The sequence below is a fragment of the Variovorax sp. OK212 genome (assembly GCF_900112425.1).
Lineage (GTDB): Bacteria > Pseudomonadota > Gammaproteobacteria > Burkholderiales > Burkholderiaceae_C > Variovorax.
The window spans coordinates 68,566-91,463 of sequence record NZ_FOLP01000025.1 but is presented as its reverse complement, the minus strand read 5'-3'; the positions used below and the strand labels follow the sequence as shown (position 1 = coordinate 91,463).

The 22,898-nt window shown below is 67.8% G+C and carries 12 protein-coding genes and 1 pseudogene; 6 read left to right on the top strand and 7 right to left on the bottom strand.

Annotated features, from left to right (window positions below; genetic code table 11):
- The 6 genes and pseudogenes from BM004_RS35885 to BM004_RS35860 form a co-directional block, all read right to left on the bottom strand.
- Positions 1-1,136: pseudogene (locus BM004_RS35885) on the bottom strand (type IV secretion protein Rhs); the annotation flags it as partial.
- 61 nt (positions 1,137-1,197) lie between these two features.
- Complete coding sequence (locus BM004_RS35880) at positions 1,198-1,620, bottom strand: hypothetical protein (protein WP_093220882.1); 423 nt, start codon at positions 1,618-1,620, stop codon at positions 1,198-1,200.
- A 135-nt stretch (positions 1,621-1,755) separates the two neighbouring features.
- Entirely contained in the window at positions 1,756-2,088 is a 333-nt protein-coding gene (locus tag BM004_RS35875) for a hypothetical protein (protein ID WP_093131813.1), read from the bottom strand.
- A gap of 34 nt (positions 2,089-2,122) precedes the next feature.
- Entirely contained in the window at positions 2,123-6,988 is a 4,866-nt protein-coding gene (locus tag BM004_RS35870; RefSeq protein WP_093220880.1) for an RHS repeat-associated core domain-containing protein, read from the bottom strand.
- A 95-nt stretch (positions 6,989-7,083) separates the two neighbouring features.
- Positions 7,084-7,578 (bottom strand): pentapeptide repeat-containing protein, encoded by a 495-nt coding sequence (locus BM004_RS35865; RefSeq protein ID WP_093220877.1) that lies wholly within the window; start codon positions 7,576-7,578, stop codon positions 7,084-7,086.
- Between the two features lie 7 nt (positions 7,579-7,585).
- Positions 7,586-10,705 (bottom strand): type VI secretion system Vgr family protein, encoded by a 3,120-nt coding sequence (locus BM004_RS35860; RefSeq protein WP_093220873.1) that lies wholly within the window; start codon positions 10,703-10,705, stop codon positions 7,586-7,588.
- Positions 10,706-10,943: 238 nt separating this feature from the next.
- Here BM004_RS35860 and aspT (BM004_RS35855) point away from each other — a divergent pair, with 238 nt between their 5' ends.
- From aspT (BM004_RS35855) to BM004_RS35830, 6 genes are all read left to right on the top strand, one after another.
- A complete protein-coding gene (aspT, locus tag BM004_RS35855) occupies positions 10,944-12,653 on the top strand; it encodes an aspartate-alanine antiporter (RefSeq protein ID WP_093220871.1) in 1,710 nt (569 codons plus the stop codon).
- A 37-nt stretch (positions 12,654-12,690) separates the two neighbouring features.
- Positions 12,691-14,379, top strand: coding sequence for an aspartate-alanine antiporter (gene aspT / locus BM004_RS35850; protein WP_093220868.1), 1,689 nt, complete (start codon positions 12,691-12,693; stop codon positions 14,377-14,379).
- A 108-nt stretch (positions 14,380-14,487) separates the two neighbouring features.
- Positions 14,488-16,170 (top strand): bifunctional aspartate transaminase/aspartate 4-decarboxylase, encoded by a 1,683-nt coding sequence (locus tag BM004_RS35845; protein WP_093131802.1) that lies wholly within the window; start codon positions 14,488-14,490, stop codon positions 16,168-16,170.
- A gap of 87 nt (positions 16,171-16,257) precedes the next feature.
- Positions 16,258-17,964: an Hsp70 family protein gene (locus BM004_RS35840; protein WP_093220865.1), complete on the top strand. Its 1,707-nt coding sequence runs from the start codon at positions 16,258-16,260 to the stop codon at positions 17,962-17,964.
- Positions 17,965-17,982: 18 nt separating this feature from the next.
- On the top strand, positions 17,983-19,836 hold the full coding sequence (locus BM004_RS35835) for a TonB family protein (protein ID WP_093220863.1): 1,854 nt from the start codon (positions 17,983-17,985) through the stop codon (positions 19,834-19,836).
- A 43-nt stretch (positions 19,837-19,879) separates the two neighbouring features.
- Complete coding sequence (locus BM004_RS35830; RefSeq protein WP_093220860.1) at positions 19,880-20,578, top strand: prepilin peptidase; 699 nt, start codon at positions 19,880-19,882, stop codon at positions 20,576-20,578.
- Positions 20,579-20,645: 67 nt separating this feature from the next.
- Here BM004_RS35830 and BM004_RS35825 read toward each other — a convergent pair whose 3' ends face one another.
- Positions 20,646-22,826 carry a LamG-like jellyroll fold domain-containing protein gene (locus BM004_RS35825; protein ID WP_256220206.1) on the bottom strand — a complete coding sequence of 727 codons (2,181 nt, stop codon included), beginning with the start codon at positions 22,824-22,826 and terminating at the stop codon, positions 20,646-20,648.
- Positions 22,827-22,898: the final 72 nt, after the last annotated feature.

The window sequence follows — 22,898 nt, the reverse complement described above, 5'->3', positions numbered from 1 at the left end:
GCCAGCACGAAGTCGGTGTGCATGAAGCTCTCGTTGCCGGTCGCGAGGCTGATCGACGCGCCCTTGCGCGCCGGCGCGGGGCAGTTCTTGCAGCCACCGGTGCCCTGTGCCGGTGCCTGCCTGGCGATGTGCTCCATCGGCGCGGGCGGCTTGACCTCCTGCGCCTTGGCACCCGTCGTCGGCGGCACGATCGCCACATGCTTGTTCCTCTTGCGAAGCAGCGCGTCCCTGAGCTTGTGCAGCAGCCACATGATGCTGGCCTGCGACTCCTTGTTGGCCAGCGCCGACAACTGGCTGCGCAACAGGCGCTTGAAGTCCAGCAGCTGAGAGATGACGCCGTCGACCTTGCCGGCGACGCCCGCAGGCAACTGGCCGGCGGCCGCCTTGGCCACGTAGTTCGCCGACTGCTTGGTGTACTTCACCGCGCTGCCCCACATTCGGCGCCATGTGCTCTGGGTCTTGGGGTCGTGCACGTTGGCTTCGGCGACGGCCGCCGTGGCAACGGTGAAAAGGTCCTTCTGCCCCAGCACCCGGCGGAGCACGTCAACGAGGTTGTCGATGATCTTGTCTGCCAGGTCGGCACAGCTCTTGAGGATGCCGTCGAGCTTGGCGATCGCACCGTCGATGAACTTGTCGAGCTCGCCCATGATGGTCGCGTTCAGGTGGCCGACCAGCACCACGACGATGGTCTCACTCAGGTTGGAGGCCGCCGTCCTCAGCTCCTGCTTCACCAGGTGCAGCGTGGGCCGCAGGCTCATGCGCGCCGCCGCCATGCTCGGCGGCAACGGGATCAGCCCGATCAGGTTGATGCCCAGGCTCACCCACAGCAGGAAGGTCTCGATGCCGTCCTTCGCCTTCTTCTCGACGATGTTGATGATGTCCAGGAACACATCCACCAGCGCCATGATGTTGCCGACGATCGGGATGCTGCCCAGCACCATCGTCAGCCGCTCCAGCGTGACGTAACCGCCCGAGAACGCGCGCAGCCAGTCGTCCACCGCCTTGCTCGCGGCGGCGACGTCTTCCTTCACGATGGTGTTCAGCGGCGCCACCGCTGTCTGCGGTTCGCGCTGCGCCGGCTGCTGGCCCTGGCCTTGGCCTTGCCCCTGCTGTTGCGCTCCTTCGTTGCCTGCCATCTCTTCTCCCTCGCTCCGTTGCGTTGCCCTGTCGTGGACGCGGTCGATCGTCAGGACCGGATCAAGGCCTGATCACGCAGTCCTTCATCGTCAAATACGCCGACCCCATCGCAAAGCCGACCTCGCAGCTCGCGGTGAACTTCGCACCGCTGCGCATCTCGCCCATCTTCCGGTTCTGCGCATCGTCCGCCGGGGTCAGCCGGGCCAGTTCCTCGTTGCCGCGCACGTCGGCGGCGCGGATCACCGCGCTGCCGCCGAAGGAGTCGGACGCCTCGACGACCACCGCCGCGAACTGCACGCGCTTGCCGTACTCGGGCATGCCGTGCGCACGCCGGCCCTGCTTCTCGTAGCTCTGGTGGAGCTTGGTGAGCGTGGTCTTCGTTTCCTGCTGCGCGGCGCAGAGCGAAGCGGCGGCCACGAGCGAAGCGGCGATGCAGGCGGTCGTGATGGCCCTGGCGGTCCTGGTGGTCCTGGTGGTCTTCATGTGCAGGAAATCTGTCGGTTGGTTTGTTGTTCGGATGAATGGCATCTCGACCGGCAAGGCCAGTCGGCAAAAAGGCCGTCACAGGCCGTCACAGGCCGTCCCACGGTCTCGCTCGACCGATGCCGGCCTCGGCCGCTAGCGGCTTCCCTGTTCCCTGAGGATCTCGCCCGACGTCATGGAGGCGATGTACAGCACCGATCGCCCCAGCTTGCTGGCGTTGCCGATCCCCTTCTGGCCCGGCGGCAGCTTGGCCGAGAACGCGATGCCGATGGTGTTGACGCCGCTCTCGTCTTCGCCGTTTTCCTTCTTGCGCTCGGCGATGTGAACGTTGAAGTTGTTCAGGTCCTGGCCGGTCGCCGCGAACAGCCTGTACGCGTGGTTCAGGGCAACGACCACCGGCGTGTTCAGCAGCAGTTGGTCCGGCGACTCGACCTCGAAGATCGGCGCGGCAGAGGCATTGAGGTTCATACAGATTCCCAGCGCTATGGCAATGATCAGGCCCCTAGAGCCTGTAGGTTTGATTGGTCTGCGGGCTGTAGCCCTTGTAGCCGTCGCTCGGCGTGCCGAGATAGGCCCGGTAGTCGGGATCATCATGTTTCATTCCTGTCTTGGCGGCCGTCTTGTCTTCCGGAGAGAAGTCGTTGCTCGCGTAGTAGTCCTTGGCCCGCGTGGTGCGGTTTCCGTTCCGGTCGGAGTGGTCGCCGTGGGTGTGCCAATAGGCCACTTCCTGCGCGCACTTCGGAATGCTCGGGGACGACGGATCCCAGGGATTGACGGTGTCCTTCTCGCCCCGGGTCGCCTTGGTGTAGTCGTACTTGCCGTCGGGCGTCCTGTAGACCAGTCCCCCGTACTCCACGTTGTCGCGGATGGACTTGTCGTTGTAGCGCATCACCGCCGCCTTGGCCGCGCCGTCCGACGTGGCAAAGCGTCCGCTCTTGGGCTTCTTGCACGCCGGCGCGGCCTGCAGGCCCAGCGGGTCGACCCACGCCACGGGGTTGGGCACGTACGCGTGCGTGTTGATGCCCCCGCCCAGGCCCAGCGGGTCGCTGCTGACGAAGCGGCCGGCCTGCGGGTCGTAGTAGCGATGCCGGTTGTAGTGCAGCCCCGTCTCGTCGTCCAGGTACTGGCCCTGGAAGCGGATCGGGTTGGCAAAGCCGGCCCTTCTTCCGGCCTCGCTGATGACCTCCTTCGCCTCGCCCCACGCCTTGTACTGCGCCGACCAGGCCACCTGGCCGTTGTGGTCCGTCAGTTCCTGCGGCGTGCCGATGTGGTCGCACTGGTAGAAGGCAATCTCTTCCTTCGCGAAGCCGGCCGGCGCGGGCAGTTGCTCGCCGTTCCACAGCGGGTCTTGCGCGATGTCGTACCGCCCGCCGTTGGCTTCCATCAGCGCCTTCACGTCGGTGCTCGCGCTCAGCGCAATGGCTTTGGCCTGCCTGATCTGCACCAGCGGCACGAACGAATCGGGCTCGTGGATGTAGTGGACGCTCGAGCCGCGGCCTTGCCGCTCGCTGTCGCCCGCCATGCTCTGCGTGCTCTCGAACGCGAGCGTGTCGCCGTCCCAGCCGAACAGCGTCATGGCGTCGCGCGAGCGCTTGGCAATGCGCCGCCCCAGCGGGTCGTAGCTGAAGCGGGTGCTGCCCTCTTCGCTGGTGGCGGCGGTCATGCGGTTGAAGCCGTCCCACTCGAACGCGGTCTTCTTTCCGTTCCTCACGCGCTCGGTCATGTTCCCGCGCTGGTCGTAGCGGTAGGTGGTGCCCGCGTATTCCTTCAGCAGGTTGTCGAGCAGCCGGTTCACGGCATGCAGGCCCGAGCGGCTGTCGTTGCCGGTTGCGTCGGCGATGTTGCCCGCGGGGTCGAAGGCGAAGGTCTCGCGGCCCAGGCGGCCGTTGGCCTCGAGCAGGCGGCCGACGGGGTCGTACCGGTAGCTCAGGTTGCCGCGCCGGGTGTCGCCGATGGCGGTCAGCTGGCCGGCCTTGTCGTAGCCGTAGCTGCGGCGAAGGCTCAGCGCATCGGCTGTACCGGCTGTCCTGGCCGCCCCGGCGGTACCCGCCTTGGCGTTCGAGATGTGCTGCTCCAGCAGCCTGCCGACAGGGTCGTAGCGCAGGCGCTGGTCCAGCCCGTTGCCCTGCGCGCGGCCGACCTCGCGATGAAGATCGTCGCGCTCGAAGCCCAGGATGTCCTGTCCGTCGACGAGCAGTCCGTGCACGTGGCCCGAGCCGTAGGTGAGCCACTGGGTCACGTGGCCGTCGGGGCGAACCGTGGCAATGCGCCGGTTGAGCTCGTCGTAGCGGTGCTGCCACACGGCCGTTTGCGAACGGGCCAGGTGGTGCTGGTGCTCGCGCGTGAGGTTGCCCGCGGGGTCGTAGAACCACTGCAGCTTGGCGTCGCCGTTGGCGGCTGCTATCAACCGGCCGTTGCGATCGAAGGCGAAACGCTCGGCCTGCCCCTGGCCGGCATTGCGCTCGACGAGCCGCCCCATGGGGTCGAAGTGAAAGAACGTGGTGTGCGCGCCGGCCTCCACGACCCGCGCCAGCGCGCCGGAGGCCTCCTCGTAGAGGTATTGCCTGCTTTGCCTGTCGAAGCCGGTTTCTTCCAGCAGCCGGCCCGCCGGGTCGTAGCGGAAGTTGTAGCGGCTGCCGTTCTCGTTGCGCAGTTCGCTCAGTCGGCCCAGCAAGTCCCAGTGGTAGCCCAGCGTCCGGCCCGCGGCGTCGGTGCGGCCGGCCACCAGGCCGGCGCGGTTGTAGCTGTAGCGGGTGCGCCGGCCCAATGCATCGGTGTGGGCGAGCAGGCGCCCTTCGGCGTCGTGCGCGAAGTGTTCACGGGTCTGGTCCGGCAGCGAGACCTCTTCGAGCCGGCCCGGGTGATTGGCTTCGCTGCCCGAAGCAGCCTCGCCAGTGGGGGTGTAGCGGTAGCGCGTGGCCTGCCCCGCGGCATCGATGGTCTTGGTCAGCCGGCCGCGGCTGTCGTATGCCCAGCGGCTGGTCTTGCCCGAGCAGTCGGTGTAGCTGGCGAGCTGGCCGGCGGGCGTGTAGCTGAGCAGCTTCGTGCCGCCCTTGGCATCGGTGATGCACACGGGCCGGCCGGCCTTGTCGTACGCATATTCGGTCTTGTGACCCAGCGGGTCGGTCTCTTCGGTGACGTGGCCCTGCGCGTCGTGGTCGCGCTTCCAGATGTTGCCTTCGGCGTCGCGCAGGCCCGTCATGCGGTTCAGCCTGTCGTACTCGAAATGCACGCGGCTGCCGTCGGCGCGCGTGTGCATCTGCAGGTTGCCGTCGGCGTCGTAGCTGTAGTCGTCGGTGCTGCCGTCCGCATGCACGTGGCGGGTGAGGTTCTTCGCGTCGTCGCGGAAGAACCATTCCTGCAGCTTGTCCGGGTGAATGACGCGGTAGGTGTAGCCCTGGATGTCGTAGTAGAACCAGGTCTCCCCGCCCAGCGCATCGGTCACGTAGGTCAGGCGGATGTTGCGGTCCCACTCCAGCGTGAGCGCGAAGCTGCCGTCGTCGGTCCACTCGCGCACCGCCTTCGCGTCTGCGCCCGTGCCGTCGTACTGCAGGTTCATGCCGCGGCCGGTGCGGTCGGTGTAGCGCGTGACGAGGTGGTGCGCGTAGGTGTAGCTCCAGCTCGCGCCGTCTTCGTCCTGCGCGGCCACGAGGTCGCGCTCGGCATCGTGCGTGTAGGCCGCAAGCTGGCGCACCACCTGGCCGTCCTTCAGCTCCCACAGCGACTTGATCAGGCCGGTCTGCGCATCGGGCAGCGTGCCCACGTGCGCGACGGTCAGCTCGCCCTGCTTGCTGATCACGTCGCTCAACACCTGCTCGCCGGTCGAGGCGATCACGTGGTCGTAGCGCAGGCCGATGCTCATGCCGTCCCTGGCCTGCTGGGCCACGAGCCGGTAGTGCGGCCGGCCTTCGACGCGCTCGTAGACCTCGCGCCACTCGGCCTGCTCGCCAGCGGGCAGCGGCTTGCCGAAGTCCAGCGCCAGCAGGGTCTCGCTCAGGCGGGTGAGCGTCACCGCCTCGATGGCGTCGCGCCAGACCTGGCCCACGGCCAGCACGGGGTACGCATGTTCGCGGCCGTCGCCCGCGCGGTACACCAGGCTCGGCTGGCCCTGGCGTGCGCCCTTGGCCGGCGTGACGATGTCCACGCGCGCGCTGTAGGGCGTGATCCAGCGTGCACCGAGGCTGCCGCGGTCGTACGCGTCGAGCTGGCTGCTGTAGCTGCGCGCCCACTCGATGGGCAACGGCGCCGCCAGCACGAAGTCCAGGTGCATGAAGCTCTCGCAACCCGTTGCCAGGCTGATGGAGCCGCCCACGCGCGCGGGCGCCGGGCAGTTCTTGCAGCCGGCCGTGTTCTGCGCCGGCGCCTGCTTGTTGATGTGCTCGAGCTGGGCGCCCGGCTTGTCCTTGTCGGCCACCGCGCCGGTGCTCGGCGGCACGATGGCGCCGCGCTGGCCCTTCTTGCGCAGCAGCGCCGCCTTCAGCTTGTTCAGCAGCCACCGGATGCTGGCCTGCTCTTCCTGGCTCGCGAGCCGCCCGAGCGTGGCGCGGAACGAGACCTTGAAGTTCAGCAGGCTCTCGATCACCTCGTTGACGCGGCCCGCCAGGCTCGGCGGCAGCCGGTTCGACGCGGCCTTGGCCACGTAGTTGGCCGACTCCTTCGTGTACTTCACGGCGCTGCCCCACAGCCGGCTCCAGGTGCTCTGGGTCTTGGGGTCGTGCACGTTGGTCTCGGCGGCGGCGGGGGTGCCGGTGTCGAACATGTCCTTCTGGCCCAGCACGCGCCGCAGCACGTCGACCAGGTTGTCGACCACGTCGTCGGCCAGCTTGGCGCAGCTCTGCAGCATCTCGCCGAGCTTCGCGATGGCGCCGTCGATGAAGGTCTCGAGCTCGCCGGCAATGGTCGCGTTCAGGTGCCCCACCAGGATGGTGACGACGGCCTCGCCGAGGTTGGAGGCGGCGTTTCTCAGCTCCTGCTTCACCAGGTGCAGCGTGGGCCTCAGGCTCATGCGCGCCGCCGCCATGCTGGGCGGCAACGGGATCAGCCCGATCAGGTTGATGCCCAGGCTCACCCACAGCAGGAAGGTCTCGATGCCGTCCTTCGCCTTCTTCTCGACGATGTTGATGATGTCCAGGAACACATCCACCAGCGCCATGATGTTGCCGACGATGGGGATGCTGCCCAGCACCATCGTCAGCCGCTCCAGCGTGACGTAGCCACCCGAGAACGCGCGCAGCCAGTCGTCCACCGCCTTGCTCGCGGCGGCGACGTCTTCCTTCACGATGGTGTTCAACGGCGCCACCGCCGTCTGCGGTTCGCGCTCCTCCGCGGCCGGTGCCGGCTGTTGCGGCGGTCCTTGCGTCCCTGACATTCTTGTAGGTCTTTCTTGCGCTGCTGCGCGGTCTCTGCGAATTCAGCCCGCCGTTCGGCGGGTCTCGTCCAGTCGATTCAAACGATTCGGTCGGTTCAGTTGATCTGTGCGTTGCGGAACTCGAGCCGCTCGAAGGTGCTTCCGGTGAAATCCACGCAATGGCCCTGCAGCCCCTCCCCCGTGACCACCGTGCCGCTGCAGTCCAGCACCTCCACGCTCGACCACTGCCCGCGCGCGAAGCTCAGGCTGTCCCAGTGGCACTGGCGAAAACTCGTGTGGCTCAGCTGGCTGCGGTCGAAGTTCGATTGCGCGAAGCTGCAGTTGACGAAGGTGCAGCCGGTGATGGCCATGGCTTCGAAGTCGCACTGCGTGAAGCTGCAGCCCGTGAACCGGCACGCGCTCCAGCCGGCCTGCTTGAAATTGACGGCGGTGAAGCTGCTGCCGTTGAAGCTCGAGCCCGCGAACTGCGCCAGGCCGAGGTCCAGGCCGGCGTAGGCGAAGCTGTCGGCCTGCCCCGCCAGCCCGGCCGGCGCGCCGCCGGCGCCTTTGCGCCAGAGGTCGTGCGCGAGGATGATGACTTGCGAAGACATCGGCCGCTCAACCCATGAAGCCCGGCGTGCGCCCGGCCGGCAGCGCGTTGCCGGCCACCGTGGACACGCCCGGCTTCAGGGCGCCTGCGGCCCCACCCACCGCGCCATTGACGGCGCCGTTCACCACACCATTCATCCCGCCATTCACCGCACCGCTCATCACGCCGGTGATCGGCACCCCCATCGGCCCCAGCTTCGCGCCCGCGGCCTGTATCGCCATGCCGCTCGCCGCCTGGCTGGCCTGGCCGAGCAGCGCCTTGGCGCCGCCTTGCTGAACGGCCTGCGCGGCGCTCACCGCCTGCTGCGCCACGCCGGCGGCCTGCGTCACCTGGCCGATCGCGCCGGCGGCCTTGCTGCTCAGGCCGGCGACGCCGGCCAGCGCACCGGCCGCGCCGAGCGCGTTGCCGCCGCCCGCGAGCAGGCCCTGCGCGCCGTTCATCGCGCCCGTGCCGACGGCGCCCAGCGCGCTGCCCATGCCACCCTCGGCGCCGATGCCTGAGACGCCGCTGCCGCTCTCGCCACCCCCGCCCGCGGTCGCACCCTTGGCCTTCCACTCGTCCGGCGTGCCGAAGTAGCTGCCTTCGTCCCACGGGTCGCGCGGGTCCTTGCCGAAGGTGACCTTGGCCGTGCCGATGGGCAGGCCCGCCACGCTGGCGAAGCCGTTGCGGTCGAGCGTGCCGGCGTGCGTGCCGCCTTCGGAGTCGACCACGGTGTAGTCGCCCTGCGCCACGCCCTGGCGCTTCTCGCCGCTCTGCTTGATGTACTGGTGGTACAGGTCGAGCTGGCCGCGCGGCAGCGGCGTGGGGTTGGGCAGCGACGGCTTGCCCTCGCTGGCCGGACCGACCAGGCTGTGCACCGACGCATGCTCGCGCCAGGTGCCCGAGGTGCCGTGCTCGATGCCGCCCGAATTCCAGCGGCTGTAGCTGGAGCCGCCGTTGATCACCACCTCTTCTTTCGCGCTGATGGTGATCTTGTTGGCCGTCTGCGTGATGTTGAGCTTGGCCAGCACGTTCACGCTGTCCTTCAGCGCCGAGATGTCGATGTCGGCGCTCGCCGCCACCAGCTTCATGCCGGCCTTGTGCGCGAACATCCGCACCGCGTTCTTCGCGCTCACCAGGAAGCTCTTGCCCGCGCTCACGCTGGTGTGGCCGCCGCTGGTGATCGCGTTGTGCTCGTTGCTCGCAATGTGCGTGGAGCCCTGCGCGGCGCTCTGGATGCCCGCCTTGCTCGCCAGCACCAGGTGCGGCTCCTGGAGCTCCGGGAACTCGCCCTGCGCGCTGTTGCCGCCGCCCTGGCCCTTGATGGCGTCGTTCTGCTCCTTTAGGCCTTGCGTGACTTCGTCCTGGTCGCCCGCTTCGTGCGCCTTGGCTGCCTGCGCCGCTTCGCTCAGGCCCTCGTGCAGGTCCCTGGCCTGCGTGAGCCGCGCCACCGTCTCGCCCATGTCGGTGGTGTGCGCCTGCGCGTTGGCGCGCGGCTCGGTGGTCACCAGCAGGCCCTTGGCGGCGCGCAGCGCGCCGTGGCCGTCGGTGCGCAGCTCGAAGCCCTGGCCGCGCGGCTCCTGGCGCCCCGCGGTGTCCTCGATGCGCCCGATGTGGCCCACGCTCAGCTGGCTGGCCTGGTGGTCGCTGCGCAGCTGCGCCTGGATCTTGCCTTGCGTGTCGTCCAGCACCAGGTGGTTGCTGCGCCCGCCGCCGAGCTCGCGGCTCCGGATGCCCGACAGGTGCTTCTGCCCCGGCAGCTCCCAGGCCGGCATGGTGTCGGCGTTGTGCACGCAGCCCGTGACGATCGGGTAGTCGGGGTCGCCGTTGAGAAAGTCGACGATCACCTCCATGCCGATGCGCGGCACCGACGTCATGCCGAAGGTCGAGCCCGCCCAGGCGGTCGACACGCGCACCCAGCAGCTGGAGTTCTCGTTGTCCTGCCCCAGCCGGTCCCAGTGGAACTGCACCTTGATGCGGCCGTACTGGTCGGTCCAGATCTGCTCGCCCTGCGGCCCCACCACCATCGCCGTCTGCGGCCCGCGCGTGCGCGGCCTGGCCGTGGTGCGCGCGGGGCGCCAGGGGTAGCTGGTGGCCTGCGCGTCGAAGGCGAAGCGCTGCACCGAGCCCTCGGTGCCTTCCTTGCCCTCGCTGGCCTGCAGGGTCTCCTGCAGGTGGTAGCTCACGCCTACCAGCAGGTACTGCTGGTTCTGGTCGGCGCGCGGATGGCCGGTCAGGCGCAGCGTGTGGCCGGTGGCCAGCTCGCGCAGGTTCGAGCGGCCGGTGACGCGGCTGCGCTGGCTCAGCTGCTCTTCGTTGCGGATGCGCGCATAGGTCTCGCCGTCGCCGTGCTGCGTGAAGCCGCCGGGCCATTCGTACTGCTCGTGGCTGTCGTGGTCGTGCCCCGGCGGCATCTGCCGCAGGTGCGAGAGCTCGGCCTTGGGCTTCTCGAAGTCGTAGTCGTCGTTGTAGTGATGGCCCGGGCGCACGTCCTCCGCGGTCTCCCACGCGTAGATGCGCTCGCGCTGGCCAGGGCCGCCGGCCATGCCCGACTTCTCCAGCGGGTGGTAGCGCACCTCTTCGCCGCCCGGCAGCGGGCTGTGCGAGCCGGCGATGTCGTCGGCGAACACCAGCACGTGCTGCGCGGCCTCGTGCCGGAAGTAGAAGTAGATGCCCTCGAGCTCGCACAGCCGCGCGACGAAGTCGAAGTCGCTCTCGTGGTACTGCACGCAGTAGTCCCAGCGGCGGTAGTCGGCGCGCGTGAGCTTCTTCTCCACGGGGTAGCCATAGGTGGCGAGCACCTCCGTGAGGATGTCGGGCACGCTCTTCGCCTGGAAGATGCGGAAGTCGCTGCGCCGCGTGGCCAGCCACAGCCAGGGGCGCAGGCGCAGCCGGTAGAACGAGTGGCGCGCGTCTTCCTGCTGCAGCCCGAAGCGCGTGGCAATGCCGCCCAGGTGGCGCACGCCGCCTTCGGTTTCCACCGCCACGGTCGCGGCCTTGCCCAGCAGCGCCTTGGGGTCGAGCGCGTTGCTGTTGCCCAGCAGTTCGATGTCGAACGCGTAGAGCTGGCTGAGCGCTTCACGCCCCACCAGCTGGCGAAACTGCAACGCCTCGCCCAGCGGGGTCTGGATGGTGACGCGGCGGTTCATTGCGGAACCAGCGCCTGCCTATAAGACAAACCGCCTAATTGAAATTGATTCAATACGAATATCGTTTGCAAAATGAGCTTCATGCCCACCTCCCTTTGCATGTTTTCACAATTATTTTAAATGTTGATTTATCGTAAGAAACAATTCGAATAATTGGAAATCGAGCAACTTAGAAAAAAGTTCTCTCTAATTAAGAAGAAATAAGCAACAACAACCGCGCAGCGGAGGAAATGGCCTGGTGATCTCAGCGATAGCCGAAGTCCTGGGGCGCCAGCCCGAAATTGCACTGTTCCTCGTGCTGGCGGTCGGCTATGCGGTGGGGCAGATCCGCTTCGGGCCGGTGCAGCTCGGCGGCATCTGCGGCACGCTGATTGCCGCGCTGGTCGTCGGCCAGCTCGGCATCCGGCTGGACGACAGCGTGAAGAACGTTTTCTTCATGCTTTTCATCTTTGCGCTCGGCTACGCCGGCGGCCCGCAATTCTTTGCCAACCTCGACGCCAAGGGATTGCGGCTCGGCCTGCTTTGCCTGGTGGAAGTGGTGGTGGTGCTGGCATTGGTGCTGGCCGCCACTGTTTTTCTTTCGCTCGACCAGGGCACGGCGGCGGGCCTGATGGCCGGCGCGGCCACCGAATCGGCGGTGGTGGGCACGGCGACCGACGCCATTTCCAAGCTCGCGCTGCCGCTGGCGGACATCCGGCAATTGCAAGCCAACGTGGTCACGGCCTACTCGATCACCTACGTGTTCGGGCTGATCGCGATCGTCATCGTCACCAGCCAGGTGTTTCCGCTGCTGCTGCGCGTCGACCTGCGCGCGGAGGCCGACCGGCTCTGGAAGACGATGGGCGGCGGCGGCGAATCGCTGGACGCGGCCAGCGCCACGCCCGAGATGGTCGGGCGCGTGTTCCTGGTCACGGTGGGCCGGGGCCGCACGGTGGGCGAACTCACCGCGATCTTCGGCGGCCACGCCAGCATCGAGCGGGTGATGCGGCGCGGGCAGAGCCTGGCCGTGGCACCCACGCTGCGGCTGCAGGCCTTCGACGAAGTGCTGGCCATCGGGCGGCGCAGCGTGCTGGTGAACGTGGCCGAGTTGCTGGGCCGCGAGTTCGCCAACACCAGCGCCTTCGATGCCGTGGTCGAGACCACCGAGGTGGTGGTCAACCGGCGCGAGTGGTTCAACCGCAAGCTGTACGAACTGCACGAGCTGCATGACCTTGGCACGCCGCTGCCCCCCGGCGTGCAGATCGTCGGGCTGGCGCGCGACGGCAACCCCATGCCGCTGCTGCACGACATGACGCTGCAGCGCGGCGACGTGCTCAAGCTCTACGGCCCGGTGCTCGACGTGGCCCGCGCGCTGCCGCTCATCGGCGACCGCGTGGTGGCCTCCACGCACAGCAACATCAGCTACGCGGCGGCGGGCATCCTGCTGGGCGTGTTCATCGGCAGCTTCAGCGTGAAGCTCGGCGGCATTCCATTCTCGCTGGGCACCGGCGGCGGCGCGCTGGTCACGGGGCTGCTCTTCGGCTGGTACCAGTCGAAGAACCCGCACCGCCTGAGCGTGCCGCCCGAGGCGCTCGCGCTCATGAAGGACCTGGGCCTGGCCACCTTCATTGCGTGCGTGGGGCTGGCCTCGGGCCCGCAGGCGCTGTCGCTCGTCAAGAAATTCGGCATTGCCCTGCCACTGGTGGGCGTGGCCATCGCGGTGGTGCCGGCGACCATTTCGCTGTTCGTGGGGCACCGGCTGCTCAAGCTGGAAGCTCCCGTGCTGCTGGGCGCCATCGCGGGCCAGCAATGCAGCACGCCCGCGCTCAGCGCGGTGCAGAACGCCGCGGGCAACGCCACGCCGCTGCTGGGCTACACGATCACCTATGCCATCTCGAACGTGGTGCTGCCGCTGATGGGCCCGCTCATCGTGGCGCTGGCCGGGCTGGTGGCGCACGGCGCGAAATGAATCTGCAAGCAAGCTGAACCTGAAAGGACCTCGACCCATGGAATGGCTGCACGAACTCTTCAAGAAATCGCCGGAGATGGCGCTCTTTCTCTCGCTGGCGGTGGGCTACTGGATCGGCAAGATCAAGTTCGGCAAGTTCCAGCTCGGCGGCGTGGCCGGCTCGCTGCTGGTGGCGGTGCTGGTGAGCCAGGTGGGCGTGCAGGTGGACGCGGGCGTGAAGGCGGTGCTGTTCGCGCTGTTCATCTATGCGGTGGGCTTCGAGAGCGGACCGCAGTTCTTCAGCTCGCTGGGCAAGCAGTCGGTCAAGGAGATTGTCCTGGCCGCGGTGATGGCCATCACCGGCCTGGCGACCGTGGTGATCATGGCCAAGCTGTGCGGCCTGGACAAGGGCCTGGCGGCGGGCGTGGCGGCCGGCGGGCTCACGCAGTCGGCCATCATCGGCACGGCGGGCGACGCCATCGGCAAGCTCGGGCTCGAGGCGGCCGAGACCGCGCGGCTGCAGGCCAACGTGGCCATCGGCTACGCGGTGACCTATGTGTTCGGCTCGTTCGGCGCGATCATCGTGTGCGTCAACATCCTGCCCAAGTTCATGGGCCGCACCATCCGCGACGACGCCATTGCGGCCGAGACGGCCATGCAGGCCGGCGTGAAGGTGCTGGGGCCCGACCAGGAAGAAGCGGCGCCCTCGCTGGTGGGCCGCATCTACGAACTCGTGGCCGACCCGAAGCGCACGGTGGCCGGCATCGAGAACGCCAACCCGGCCACCACCATCACCATCGAGCGCGTGAAGCGCGACGGCAAGTTCATCGAGGTGAGCCCCGAGCTGCAGCTGCGCCAGGGCGACATCGTGCTGGCCGTCGGCCGGCGCGACGCGGTGGTGGCCAGCGCGCCGCTGCTGGGCAAGGAGGTCTACGCGGTCGAGGGCATGGAGCTGACCATGCAGAAGCGCGAGATCGTGCTGACCAACAAGCAGTTCGACCGCAAGACCGTCGACGAGATCCGCCAGGCCACCGCCGGCGGCGTGCGCCACGGCATCTTCGTGGTGCAGATCAGCCGCATGGGCCAGGTGCTGCCGATGCGCCCCGACACCGTGGTGCAGACGGGCGACATGGTGTCGATCTTCGGCGCCGAGCAGGACGTGAAGCGCGTGGCCGCCATCGTCGGCGATGTGATCGTGCCGAGCGCGAAGACGGACTTCGTCTACCTCGGCGCGGGGCTGGTGGTGGGCCTGCTGGTCGGCCTCCTGAGCGTGAAGCTCGGCAACATCCCGCTCACGCTGGGCGCCGGCGGCGGCGCGCTGCTGTCGGGCCTGCTGTTCGGCTGGTACCGCGCCAGGCGCCAGACCTTCGGCGCGCTGCCGCCGAGCGCGGTGCAGCTGCTCAAAGACCTGGGCCTGGCCGGCTTCGTGGTGGTGGTGGGCCTGTCGTCGGGCCTGCAGGCGGTGCAGACCATCAAGCAGCTGGGGCTGACCATCTTCGGCGTGGGCGTGGTGGTGACCATCGTGCCGATGCTGCTGACCATGCTGTTCGGGCGCTACGTGCTGCGCTACGGCAACACGGCCATCTTCGCGGGAGCGCTGAGCGGTTCGCGCAGCGCCAACCCGGCCTTCGGCGAAGTGCTCGACAAGGCCGAGAACGCCATTCCCACCGTGCCCTTCGCCATCACCTATGCGCTGGCCAACGTGTTCCTCACGCTGCTCGGCCCGCTGATCGTGGCGCTCGTCTGAATGCGGCGCGCGGTGCGTGCAACCCGCATCGCAGCGTGTTGACTGCTGTCCTTCCCTGTTCTTTTCGTTCTCGTTTTTGCTTTCTCTTTTTCAACCCAGGAGCATCCAATGGATTTCGGCGACGTGAAAAAACTCGGCGGCCTGAGCCCTTTCGAACTGAAGGACGCACTGATCCAGGTGGCCCGACAGAGCGACCGCCTGATGCTCAACGCGGGGCGCGGCAACCCGAACTTTCTGGCGACCACGCCGCGGCACGGCTTCTTCCAGTTCGGCCTGTTCGCCATGACGGAGAGCGAGCGCTCCTACATCTACATGGACGGCGTGGGCGGCTTCCCGCAGCGCGAGGGCATCGAGGCGCGCTTCGAGATCTTCACCAAGTCGCATGAGGGCGAGCCCGGCGTGCGCTTCATCGAAGCCGCCGTGTCGTACGTGCGCGACCAGCTCGGCCTGTCGGCGGGCGACTTCATCTACGAGATGTGCGAGGCCATCCTGGGCTGCAACTACCCCGTGCCCGACCGCATGCTGCGCCTGAGCGAGATCATCGTGGGCCAGTACATCCACAAGGAAATGATCGGCACGCACCCCTTCGTGGGCAAGTTCGACATGTATGCGGTGGAAGGCGGCACGGCCGCCATGACCTACCTGTTCAACAGCCTGCGCGAGAACCACCTGCTGCAGCCCGGCGACACCATTGCGCTGGGCATGCCGATCTTCACGCCGTACATCGAGATCCCGCACCTCAACGACTACCAATTGATCGAGGCGCTGATCGACGCGCCGCCCGAGAACAACTGGCAGTTCACGAAGAAGGAGCTGCAGAAGCTGCTCGACCCGAAGGTCAAGGCCTTCTTCTTGTGCAACCCGAGCAACCCGCCCTCGGTGAAGATCAGCGACGAGGTGCTGGGCTACATCGCCGACATCGTGAAGCAGCGGCCCGACCTCATCATCCTCACGGACGACGTGTACGGCACCTTCGCGGACAACTTCCTGTCGCTGTTCGCGGTGTGCCCACGCAACACCATCCTGGTGTATTCGTTCTCCAAGTACTTCGGCGCCACGGGCTGGCGCATGGGCGTGGTGGCCACGCACGAGGACAACATCCTCGACCGCCAGATCGCGGCGCTGCCCGAGGCCAAGCTGCTGGAGCTCGACGCGCGCTACAGCTCCATCACCACCGAGCCGCGCAAGCTGAAGTTCATCGACCGCCTGGTGGCCGACAGCCGCACCGTCGCGCTGAACCACACGGCGGGCCTGTCGACGCCGGTGCAGGCGCAGATGGTGATGTTCTCGCTGTTCTGCTTGATGGACGAGCCCGAGGCGTACAAGAAGTCGATGAAGCGCATCGTCGCGCGCCGCAAGGAGGCGCTGTACCGCGAGCTCGGCCTGCCGCTGCAGGCCGACCCGAACTCGGTGAGCTACTACCACCTGCTCGACCTGCAGGAGATCGCCACGCAGATGCACGGCGAGCAGTTCGGCCGATGGATCGTGACCCAGCTCCAGCCGAACGAGGCGCTGTTCCGCATCGCCGAGGAGACCAGCATCGTGCTGTTGCCGGGGCGCGGCTTCGGCGGCAAGCATGCGTCGGGGCGCGTGTCGCTGGCCAACCTCAACGAGTACGACTACGCGAACATCGGGCGCTCGTTGCGCAAGTTGGCTTCGGAGTACTTTGCGGTGTTCGAGAAGCGCGACGGGGGCGGCAAGGAAGGCAAGACGGCCAAGGCCGGCAAGGCGGCCAAGGACGGCATCCGCAAGACCACTGTTGTCAAACCAGCGAAGCGCGATAAAAAGTAGCGTCGGCTCACCCCTTGCCCGATCCCGGAATGCATGCCTTTGACATAGGATCAAGGGCATAAAAGAGGGATCGCAAAGGGGCGAGAAATGATCGTAGGCATTGACCTGGGCACGACCAACAGCCTGGTGGCTGTGTGGCGGGACGGCAAGTCCGTTCTGGTGCCGAACGGGCTGGGGGAATATCTGACGCCGTCGTGCGTCAGCATCGACGAAGACGACTCCGTGCTGGTGGGCAAGGCCGCGAGAGAGCGGCTGCAAACCCATCCGGAGCGCACCGCGGCCGTCTTCAAGCGCTACATGGGCAGCAACAAGACGATGCGGCTCGGCAAGCGCGAGTTCCGGCCCGAGGAGCTCTCGGCGCTGGTGCTGCGCTCGCTGAAGGCGGATGCCGAGGCCATGCTGGGCGAGCCCGTCGTCGAGGCCGTCATCACGGTGCCGGCGTATTTTTCCGATGCGCAGCGCAAGGCCACGCGAGCGGCCGGCGAACTGGCCGGCCTGAAGGTCGAGCGGCTGCTGAACGAGCCGACCGCCGCCGCCCTGGCCTACGGCCTGCACAACCTGGGCGCGGAAACGCGCTTCCTGGTGTTCGACCTGGGCGGCGGGACCTTCGACGTGTCGATCCTCGAGATGTTCGAGGGCGTGATGGAAGTGCGTGCGTCGGCGGGCGACAACTTCCTGGGCGGCGAGGACTTCGTCGAATCGCTGATCACGCTTTTCTTCGAGCGCAACAGCTTGCCCGCGAGCCTGCGCGCCGATGCCCACTTCATGCAGCGCCTGGCCGCACAGGCCGAAGCGGCCAAGCGCCTGGTCAGCACCCAGCCCAGCGCCGAAATCAGCGTTGCGCACGGGTCGGCGCAGCACCGCCTGCAGATCGACGAAGCCACGCTCGAACAGGCGTGCGCGCACTTGTTCAAGCGCCTGCGCACGCCGGTGGAACGCGCGCTGCGCGACGCCAACCTGCGTGCCGGCGAACTCGATGCGGTGGTGCTCGCGGGGGGTGCCACGCGCATGCCCGCGATCCGGCGGCTGGTCACCACGATGTTCGGGCGCTTCCCGTCGATCGACTTCAACCCGGACGAAGTCGTTGCGCTGGGCGCGGCGGTGCAGGCGGGGCTGAAGGCCCGGGACGCGGCGCTCAAGGAAGTGGTCATGACCGACGTCGCGCCCTATTCGCTCGGCGTGGCGGTGAGCCGCTGGCTCAGCGAGACCACCGCCACCCACGGGCATTTCGACCCCATCATCGAGCGCAACAGCACGGTGCCTGTGAGTCGCTCCAAGAGCTACGTTCCCAACTCCGCCAGCCAGACCTCGGTCGACCTGCACGTGTTCCAGGGAGAGTCGCGAATGGTGCGGGACAACGTGCACCTGGGCACGCTGCACGTGCCGCTGCCGCGCGGACCCGTGTCCGAGGCGGCGGTCGACGTGCGCTTCACCTATGACGTCAACGGCCTGCTGCAGATCGAGGCCACGGTCCAGAAGACCCAGGAGACTTTCAGCCTGCTGATCGAAGGCAATCCGGGGCTGTTGAGCGAGGCAGAGATCAAGGAGCGCCTGGCGGCCTTGAGCGAACTCAAGATCCATCCGCGCGACCGCATGGAGAACCGCACACTGCTGGCGCGCGCGGAGCGCGTCTACCAGCAGTTGCGCGGTGACGTGCGGGAATGGCTCGGCATGCGCATCTCGGAGTTCGAGCGCGCGCTTGCCACGCAGGACAAGCGTGTCATCGCCCCGGTGCACCGCCAGTTCCAGGAGCAGTTGGAGCAGATCGAACGCGACAGCCATCTGGCCGACTGAGCCGGGAGCGACGACACCATGACCGAAGTCCCCGGCTTCCTGCTCGAACTCGGGCTGCGCCCGGACGCCGACGAGCGCGCGGTGCGGCGCGCCTATGCGGTCGAACTGAAGAAGATCGACCAGGAAACGCAAGCGCAGCAGTTCCAGCGGCTGCGAGAGGCATATGAAGCGGCGCTGTACTGGGCCCGGCATGCGCGCGAGACCGAAGCAGCGCAGGAAGTCCAGACTGCCCCGGCGGCGGCGAGCGCGCATCCGAGTGGCGATGTTGCGCAGCCCGAGCCCGAGCCCGAGCCCGTCCCCGCGCCCGCACCCGTTGCCATCCCCTCCCCCGCACCCGCAGCGCACGGCGAACACGCCCCCTCGCTGCCGCTGGCCGCCGTCGCCGATCGCACCGTGGCGCGCCATGACAACGTGCGCGACCTCATGGTCGCGCTCGACACCCGGCTGCGGGAAGACCCGCTGCAGACGGTCCGCGAAGCCACCGCGCTGCTCGAAGCCACGCTCGAAGACTCTCGCCTGCTCGACATGGACACGCGCGTCCTCTTCGAAGCCAACATCGCCCACCTGCTCGCCTGTGGCTGGCGGCCGGGGCACGAGTACCTGTTCGAAGCAGCCCTCGGGGTCTTCGATTGGCGCACCGATTCGGCCAGGCTGTTGCGCCTGGGGCAGGCCGGCCAGGTGGTTGACCGCGCCATCGTCGAGCAGGACGCGCAGGCCCAGCAATCGCCGGCCGATCGCGATACGCAACGTCAATACCTCGAGCTGCTGCGCCGCACCGCCGACCCCGGGCCGCAAGCCCTGGCGCTGGGCCTGGGACGGGTGATGCACGCCGCCCACACCTACCCGACGTGGCTGCGGCTGACGATGGACACGGCCAACATCGAGCATTGGCGCGAACGCAATGCCGACCTCGCACGGTCGACGGCGCAGAACCAGCCGTCGATGGCGAGCGCGCACAGCGGCTCGATCACCCCTTCGCAGATGAAGGCGTGGTTCGTGGCCTTCTGCGGGGCGGTGGTGCTGATCTTTCTGCTGAAGACCGTGGTCACCGGGGAGGCAAACCAGGGCGCCACGACAGCAAGTACCGCAGCAGGCCGCGCGGGGGCGGCGGCGATGGCGCAAGCGATACGCAAGCTGCCGACTTCGCAGTCTTCGCCTGCATCGCGCTCCGAGTTGCCGGACACCGGCGCGAACGACGCAACCAGCCGCTGGCCAGCACTGCAGGCACCTCTCAACGGGAAAACCGGCGCCGCTGCCCCGAGCGCTCAGCGCCCGGCGATCGAGCCCGATCCGCCGGTGGCGCAATACACCAGGCAGCCTCATGTCGCCTACCCGGCCATGTCCAGGCGGCTCGGCGAACAAGGCCTCGTGGTGCTCAGGATCATGGTCCAGCCCACGGGCTCGGTCAGCGACGCCACCGTGTTGCAAAGCTCCGGATTCGAGCGGCTCGATGCCGCGGCCATCGACGCCGTGCGAGGCGCCCAGGTCGCTCCGATGAAGAGCATGAACGGGCGCGCCGTGGCGGCCTGGTACAAGGCCTCGATCAATTTCCTGCTGAGCGACGTCGCCTCGGGGCCGGCCACTTCGACGAAGCCGGGGAGCAAGCCGAGCTATGGCGACACCGTGACCGCCGCCGTGAGACCCAACATCCTGTTCAGCAAGGATGTTCCAGGCAATCCGCTGGTCGAGTACACGCTGGACCTTGCGGCCGACGGCAAGATCGTCGCCGCGAAGCTCTCCAGGGCCAGCGGCGTGCCCGAATGGGACGCCGCCGCGCTGCGCGCCATCCAGAAGACCGGCCACATGCCGCTGACCGAGCAGGGCACGGTGCCGCCGAAGATGGTGCTGGCGCTGCGGCCCAAGGTTCAATGACACGCATCGCGCCGGCCACATCGCCCGCAACCCACCGCACACCATGAACGCATTCGACATCGAGCCCCTCGTGGGCTACGCCATTGCCGGCGGGGCTGCCACCGGGTTCCTGCTGCTGCCGTGGGCGCGGCGCATACCGCTCGAACTGCATCGCGCCTGGGCCTTCGATCATCAGAACTACCGGCCGCTGCTCAACACGCCCGAAGACCTCGACATGCCCCGCAGCCAGCGCATCGCGTTGATCGTTGCGGGCGCATTGCTGTGCGTGGGCATGGCGCTGGCGCGCGGCGCCTTGCTCGAAACCACTTTCGTCTGCGTGCTGCTGCTGGGTTGGTTGCTGCTGACCGTCATCAACCTGCGGCACCGGGTGCTGCCCGACTGGATCGTCTACCGGTTGATGTGGATCGGCCTGCTCTACCACGCGTACACCGGGTCGGCTTCGGCGCAGGTGATCGGCGCGGCGGCGGGCTACCTCGTGCCCTGGACCATCTCCACCGTCGTGCGCATGAAGTCGGGCCAGGAGACCATGGGCCACGGCGACTTCAAGGCTTTCGCCGTCGCCGGCGCATGGTTCGGCTGGTCGGCGCTGCCCACCGTCTACGGCGTGTTCCTGCTCACGACATTCGCGCTGGCCCTCGGCTTGCGTGTGCTGCGCAGGAAGCTGGCCGAACCGGGCTTGCCGACCGGCCCCGGCCATCTGTTCGCGGCAGCGGTGGTTGCGCTGGGCGTCCGCTTCATCTGACGACGGCTGCCGACCGCCATCGGACGGCATGCGCTTCCCGCGCCATGGGCGCGGGAAGCCGAAAGACTCAAGCCGGTTTGCGCGCCGTGAGCCACTGTGCCGGCGTCAGCGCCGCCGCCACCACACGCACCTCGCCGATGTTGCCGAAAAAGCCGTCGGCGCGGTCGCCATTCCACGAGCCGCCGCCCACCACCCATGGCGAGGCGGCCGAAAGCGTGGCCAGGCCCGGAACGGCCGCGGCGTTGCGCAGCACCGGCGCGCCTTCGACGTACATGGTGGTGTCGTGCGACACCGGGTCGTTCACCAGCGCGATGTGCACCCAGCGGTCGGCAAGCACCTCGCCCGACCAGTTGGTCTTGGCCGAGCGGTTGCCGGCCTGCTCCGGCACCACCTCCCACTGCACTTCGCGCAGGCTCGAGATGGCGAACAGCATGGGCGGGGCTTCGGGGTCGCCGCCCGTGTAGCCGGCCAGGTCGCCACGGCGGCCGTCGCGCGTCATGATGTTCATCCACGCCTGGTTGCCGCTGGTCCAGCTCTTGTCGATCTTGACGAAGGCCTCGACGGTGTAGCCGCTGCCCAGCGTCTGCGCGTTGATCGGCGCGGCCGCATCGGTGAGGAAGTAGCTCAGGCGCGGCGTGTTCTTGTTGGTGTTCAGGAAGCGCACCGAGCCCGGCGCGGCCGACAGGTGATGGCGGTCGTCGCTCCACACGATGTCGCCGTCGGCGGCACCGGCCACGCCGCCCTGGTCGAGCGTGTCGCGGTGCAGCGGGTTGTTGCCGGTGACGTCGGCCACCACCGCGCCCGGCAGCAAGGGCTGGTTGACCGCGCCGCCGAAGAAGCGCCAGTGCGCCAGCGTGTTCGCGACCTTCGGGTAGTCCTCGGAGTCCGCGGCGGCGCGCTGCTCGATGGTGGCCGGGTCCTTGTAGTTGGCGAGGATCATTGCGCGGGCCTGGTCGACCAGCGAGCTGTCGATGGTGGCGCTGCCGGTGCCGAAGCTCTTGTTGAAGCCGGCGAAGCGCTGCGCGAAATCCATGTCGATGACGAAGGCCTCGTTGGGCGTGGTGAGCACGGCCTGGTCGAAGCTGTTCAGGGTGTTGGCGGGCTTCTGCGGCACCCACGGCGAGAACGACAGCACCCTGATCTGCTTGTTCGTCAGGTCGAACTCGTACAGGCGCATGAGGCCGTTGCCGCCCTGGTAAGCCATCTGGTAGTCGACCACCATCTCCTCGACCTTGTGGCCGAAGTCGTTGGTCTTCGTGAGGTGCGCGGCGCCGTGGTGGTGGCCGTTGAGCGTCATGAAGATCTGGTCGTTGTCGCGGATCAGCTTCTCCCAGAGCATCTTGCCGTAGTCGGTTTCCAGCGGGCTGGTGCCGTCGGGGTCGATGTTCAGCAACTGGTGGTTGGACAGGATCACGGGCAGCGTCGGGTTCTGCGCGATGACCTGGCGCGCCCATGCGATGCCTGCGGTGGAGATGCGCCACGAAAGCGACAGCACCATGAACTTCTGGCCCTGCGCCTCGAACACGTGGTACTCGTGAAAGCCGCTCGGGTCGCGCCCGCCGAAGGTGGCCTGCTTCTTCGCGCGCTCGGCTCCGAACCACTGGATGTACGGTTCGTTGGCGGAGATGCGGTCGGCATCGGTGCCGCCGACGGGGTCGGCGCCGTAGTCGACGTCGTTCAGCACGTCGTGGTTGCCGGCCAGCACGCTGTAGGGCAGCTTGGCGTCCTCGAGCACTTTCATGGCGGCATCGGCCACCTTCCACTGGTCGGGCTTGCCGACCTGGTCGACCACGTCGCCGAGGTGGATGGTGAAGGGGATGTTCAGCGCGCGGGCGTTGGCGGCGATCCACTTCGTCTGCGCGGCGAAGGGCGCGCTGCCGAAGCGGTTGTCGTACTGGTCGCTCTCGGCTGCGGTGGCGTAGCGCGCGTAGAACTGGGTGTCGGGCATCACGGCCAGCGCGAAGCTGGAGATCTTGGCCGCAACGGCCGGCGCGGGTGCCGGCGCAGGCGCCGCCGGGACAGGCAGCGGGCCCAGCACGGGCGTGGTGCCGTTGCCACCGCCGCCGCAGGCGGCCAGCAAGGCGCTGCTGCCGCCGACGGTCAGCAGCGATGCGCCGAGCTTGAGCATCTGCCGGCGTGCGGGTGCGTTCGATGCAACGGTCGACGCGGTGTTGGAATCGGCGGCCGGAGAAATCTGCGAAGAGGTGCGCGGCGTGCTTGTGCCGCGCGGGTCGTCGGAAACGGACATGAAGAATGAGCGAAACGTTGCGAAGCGCGCAGCGTAGAAAGTCGCGGTGACGCGGGCGTGTAAAGCCCATGA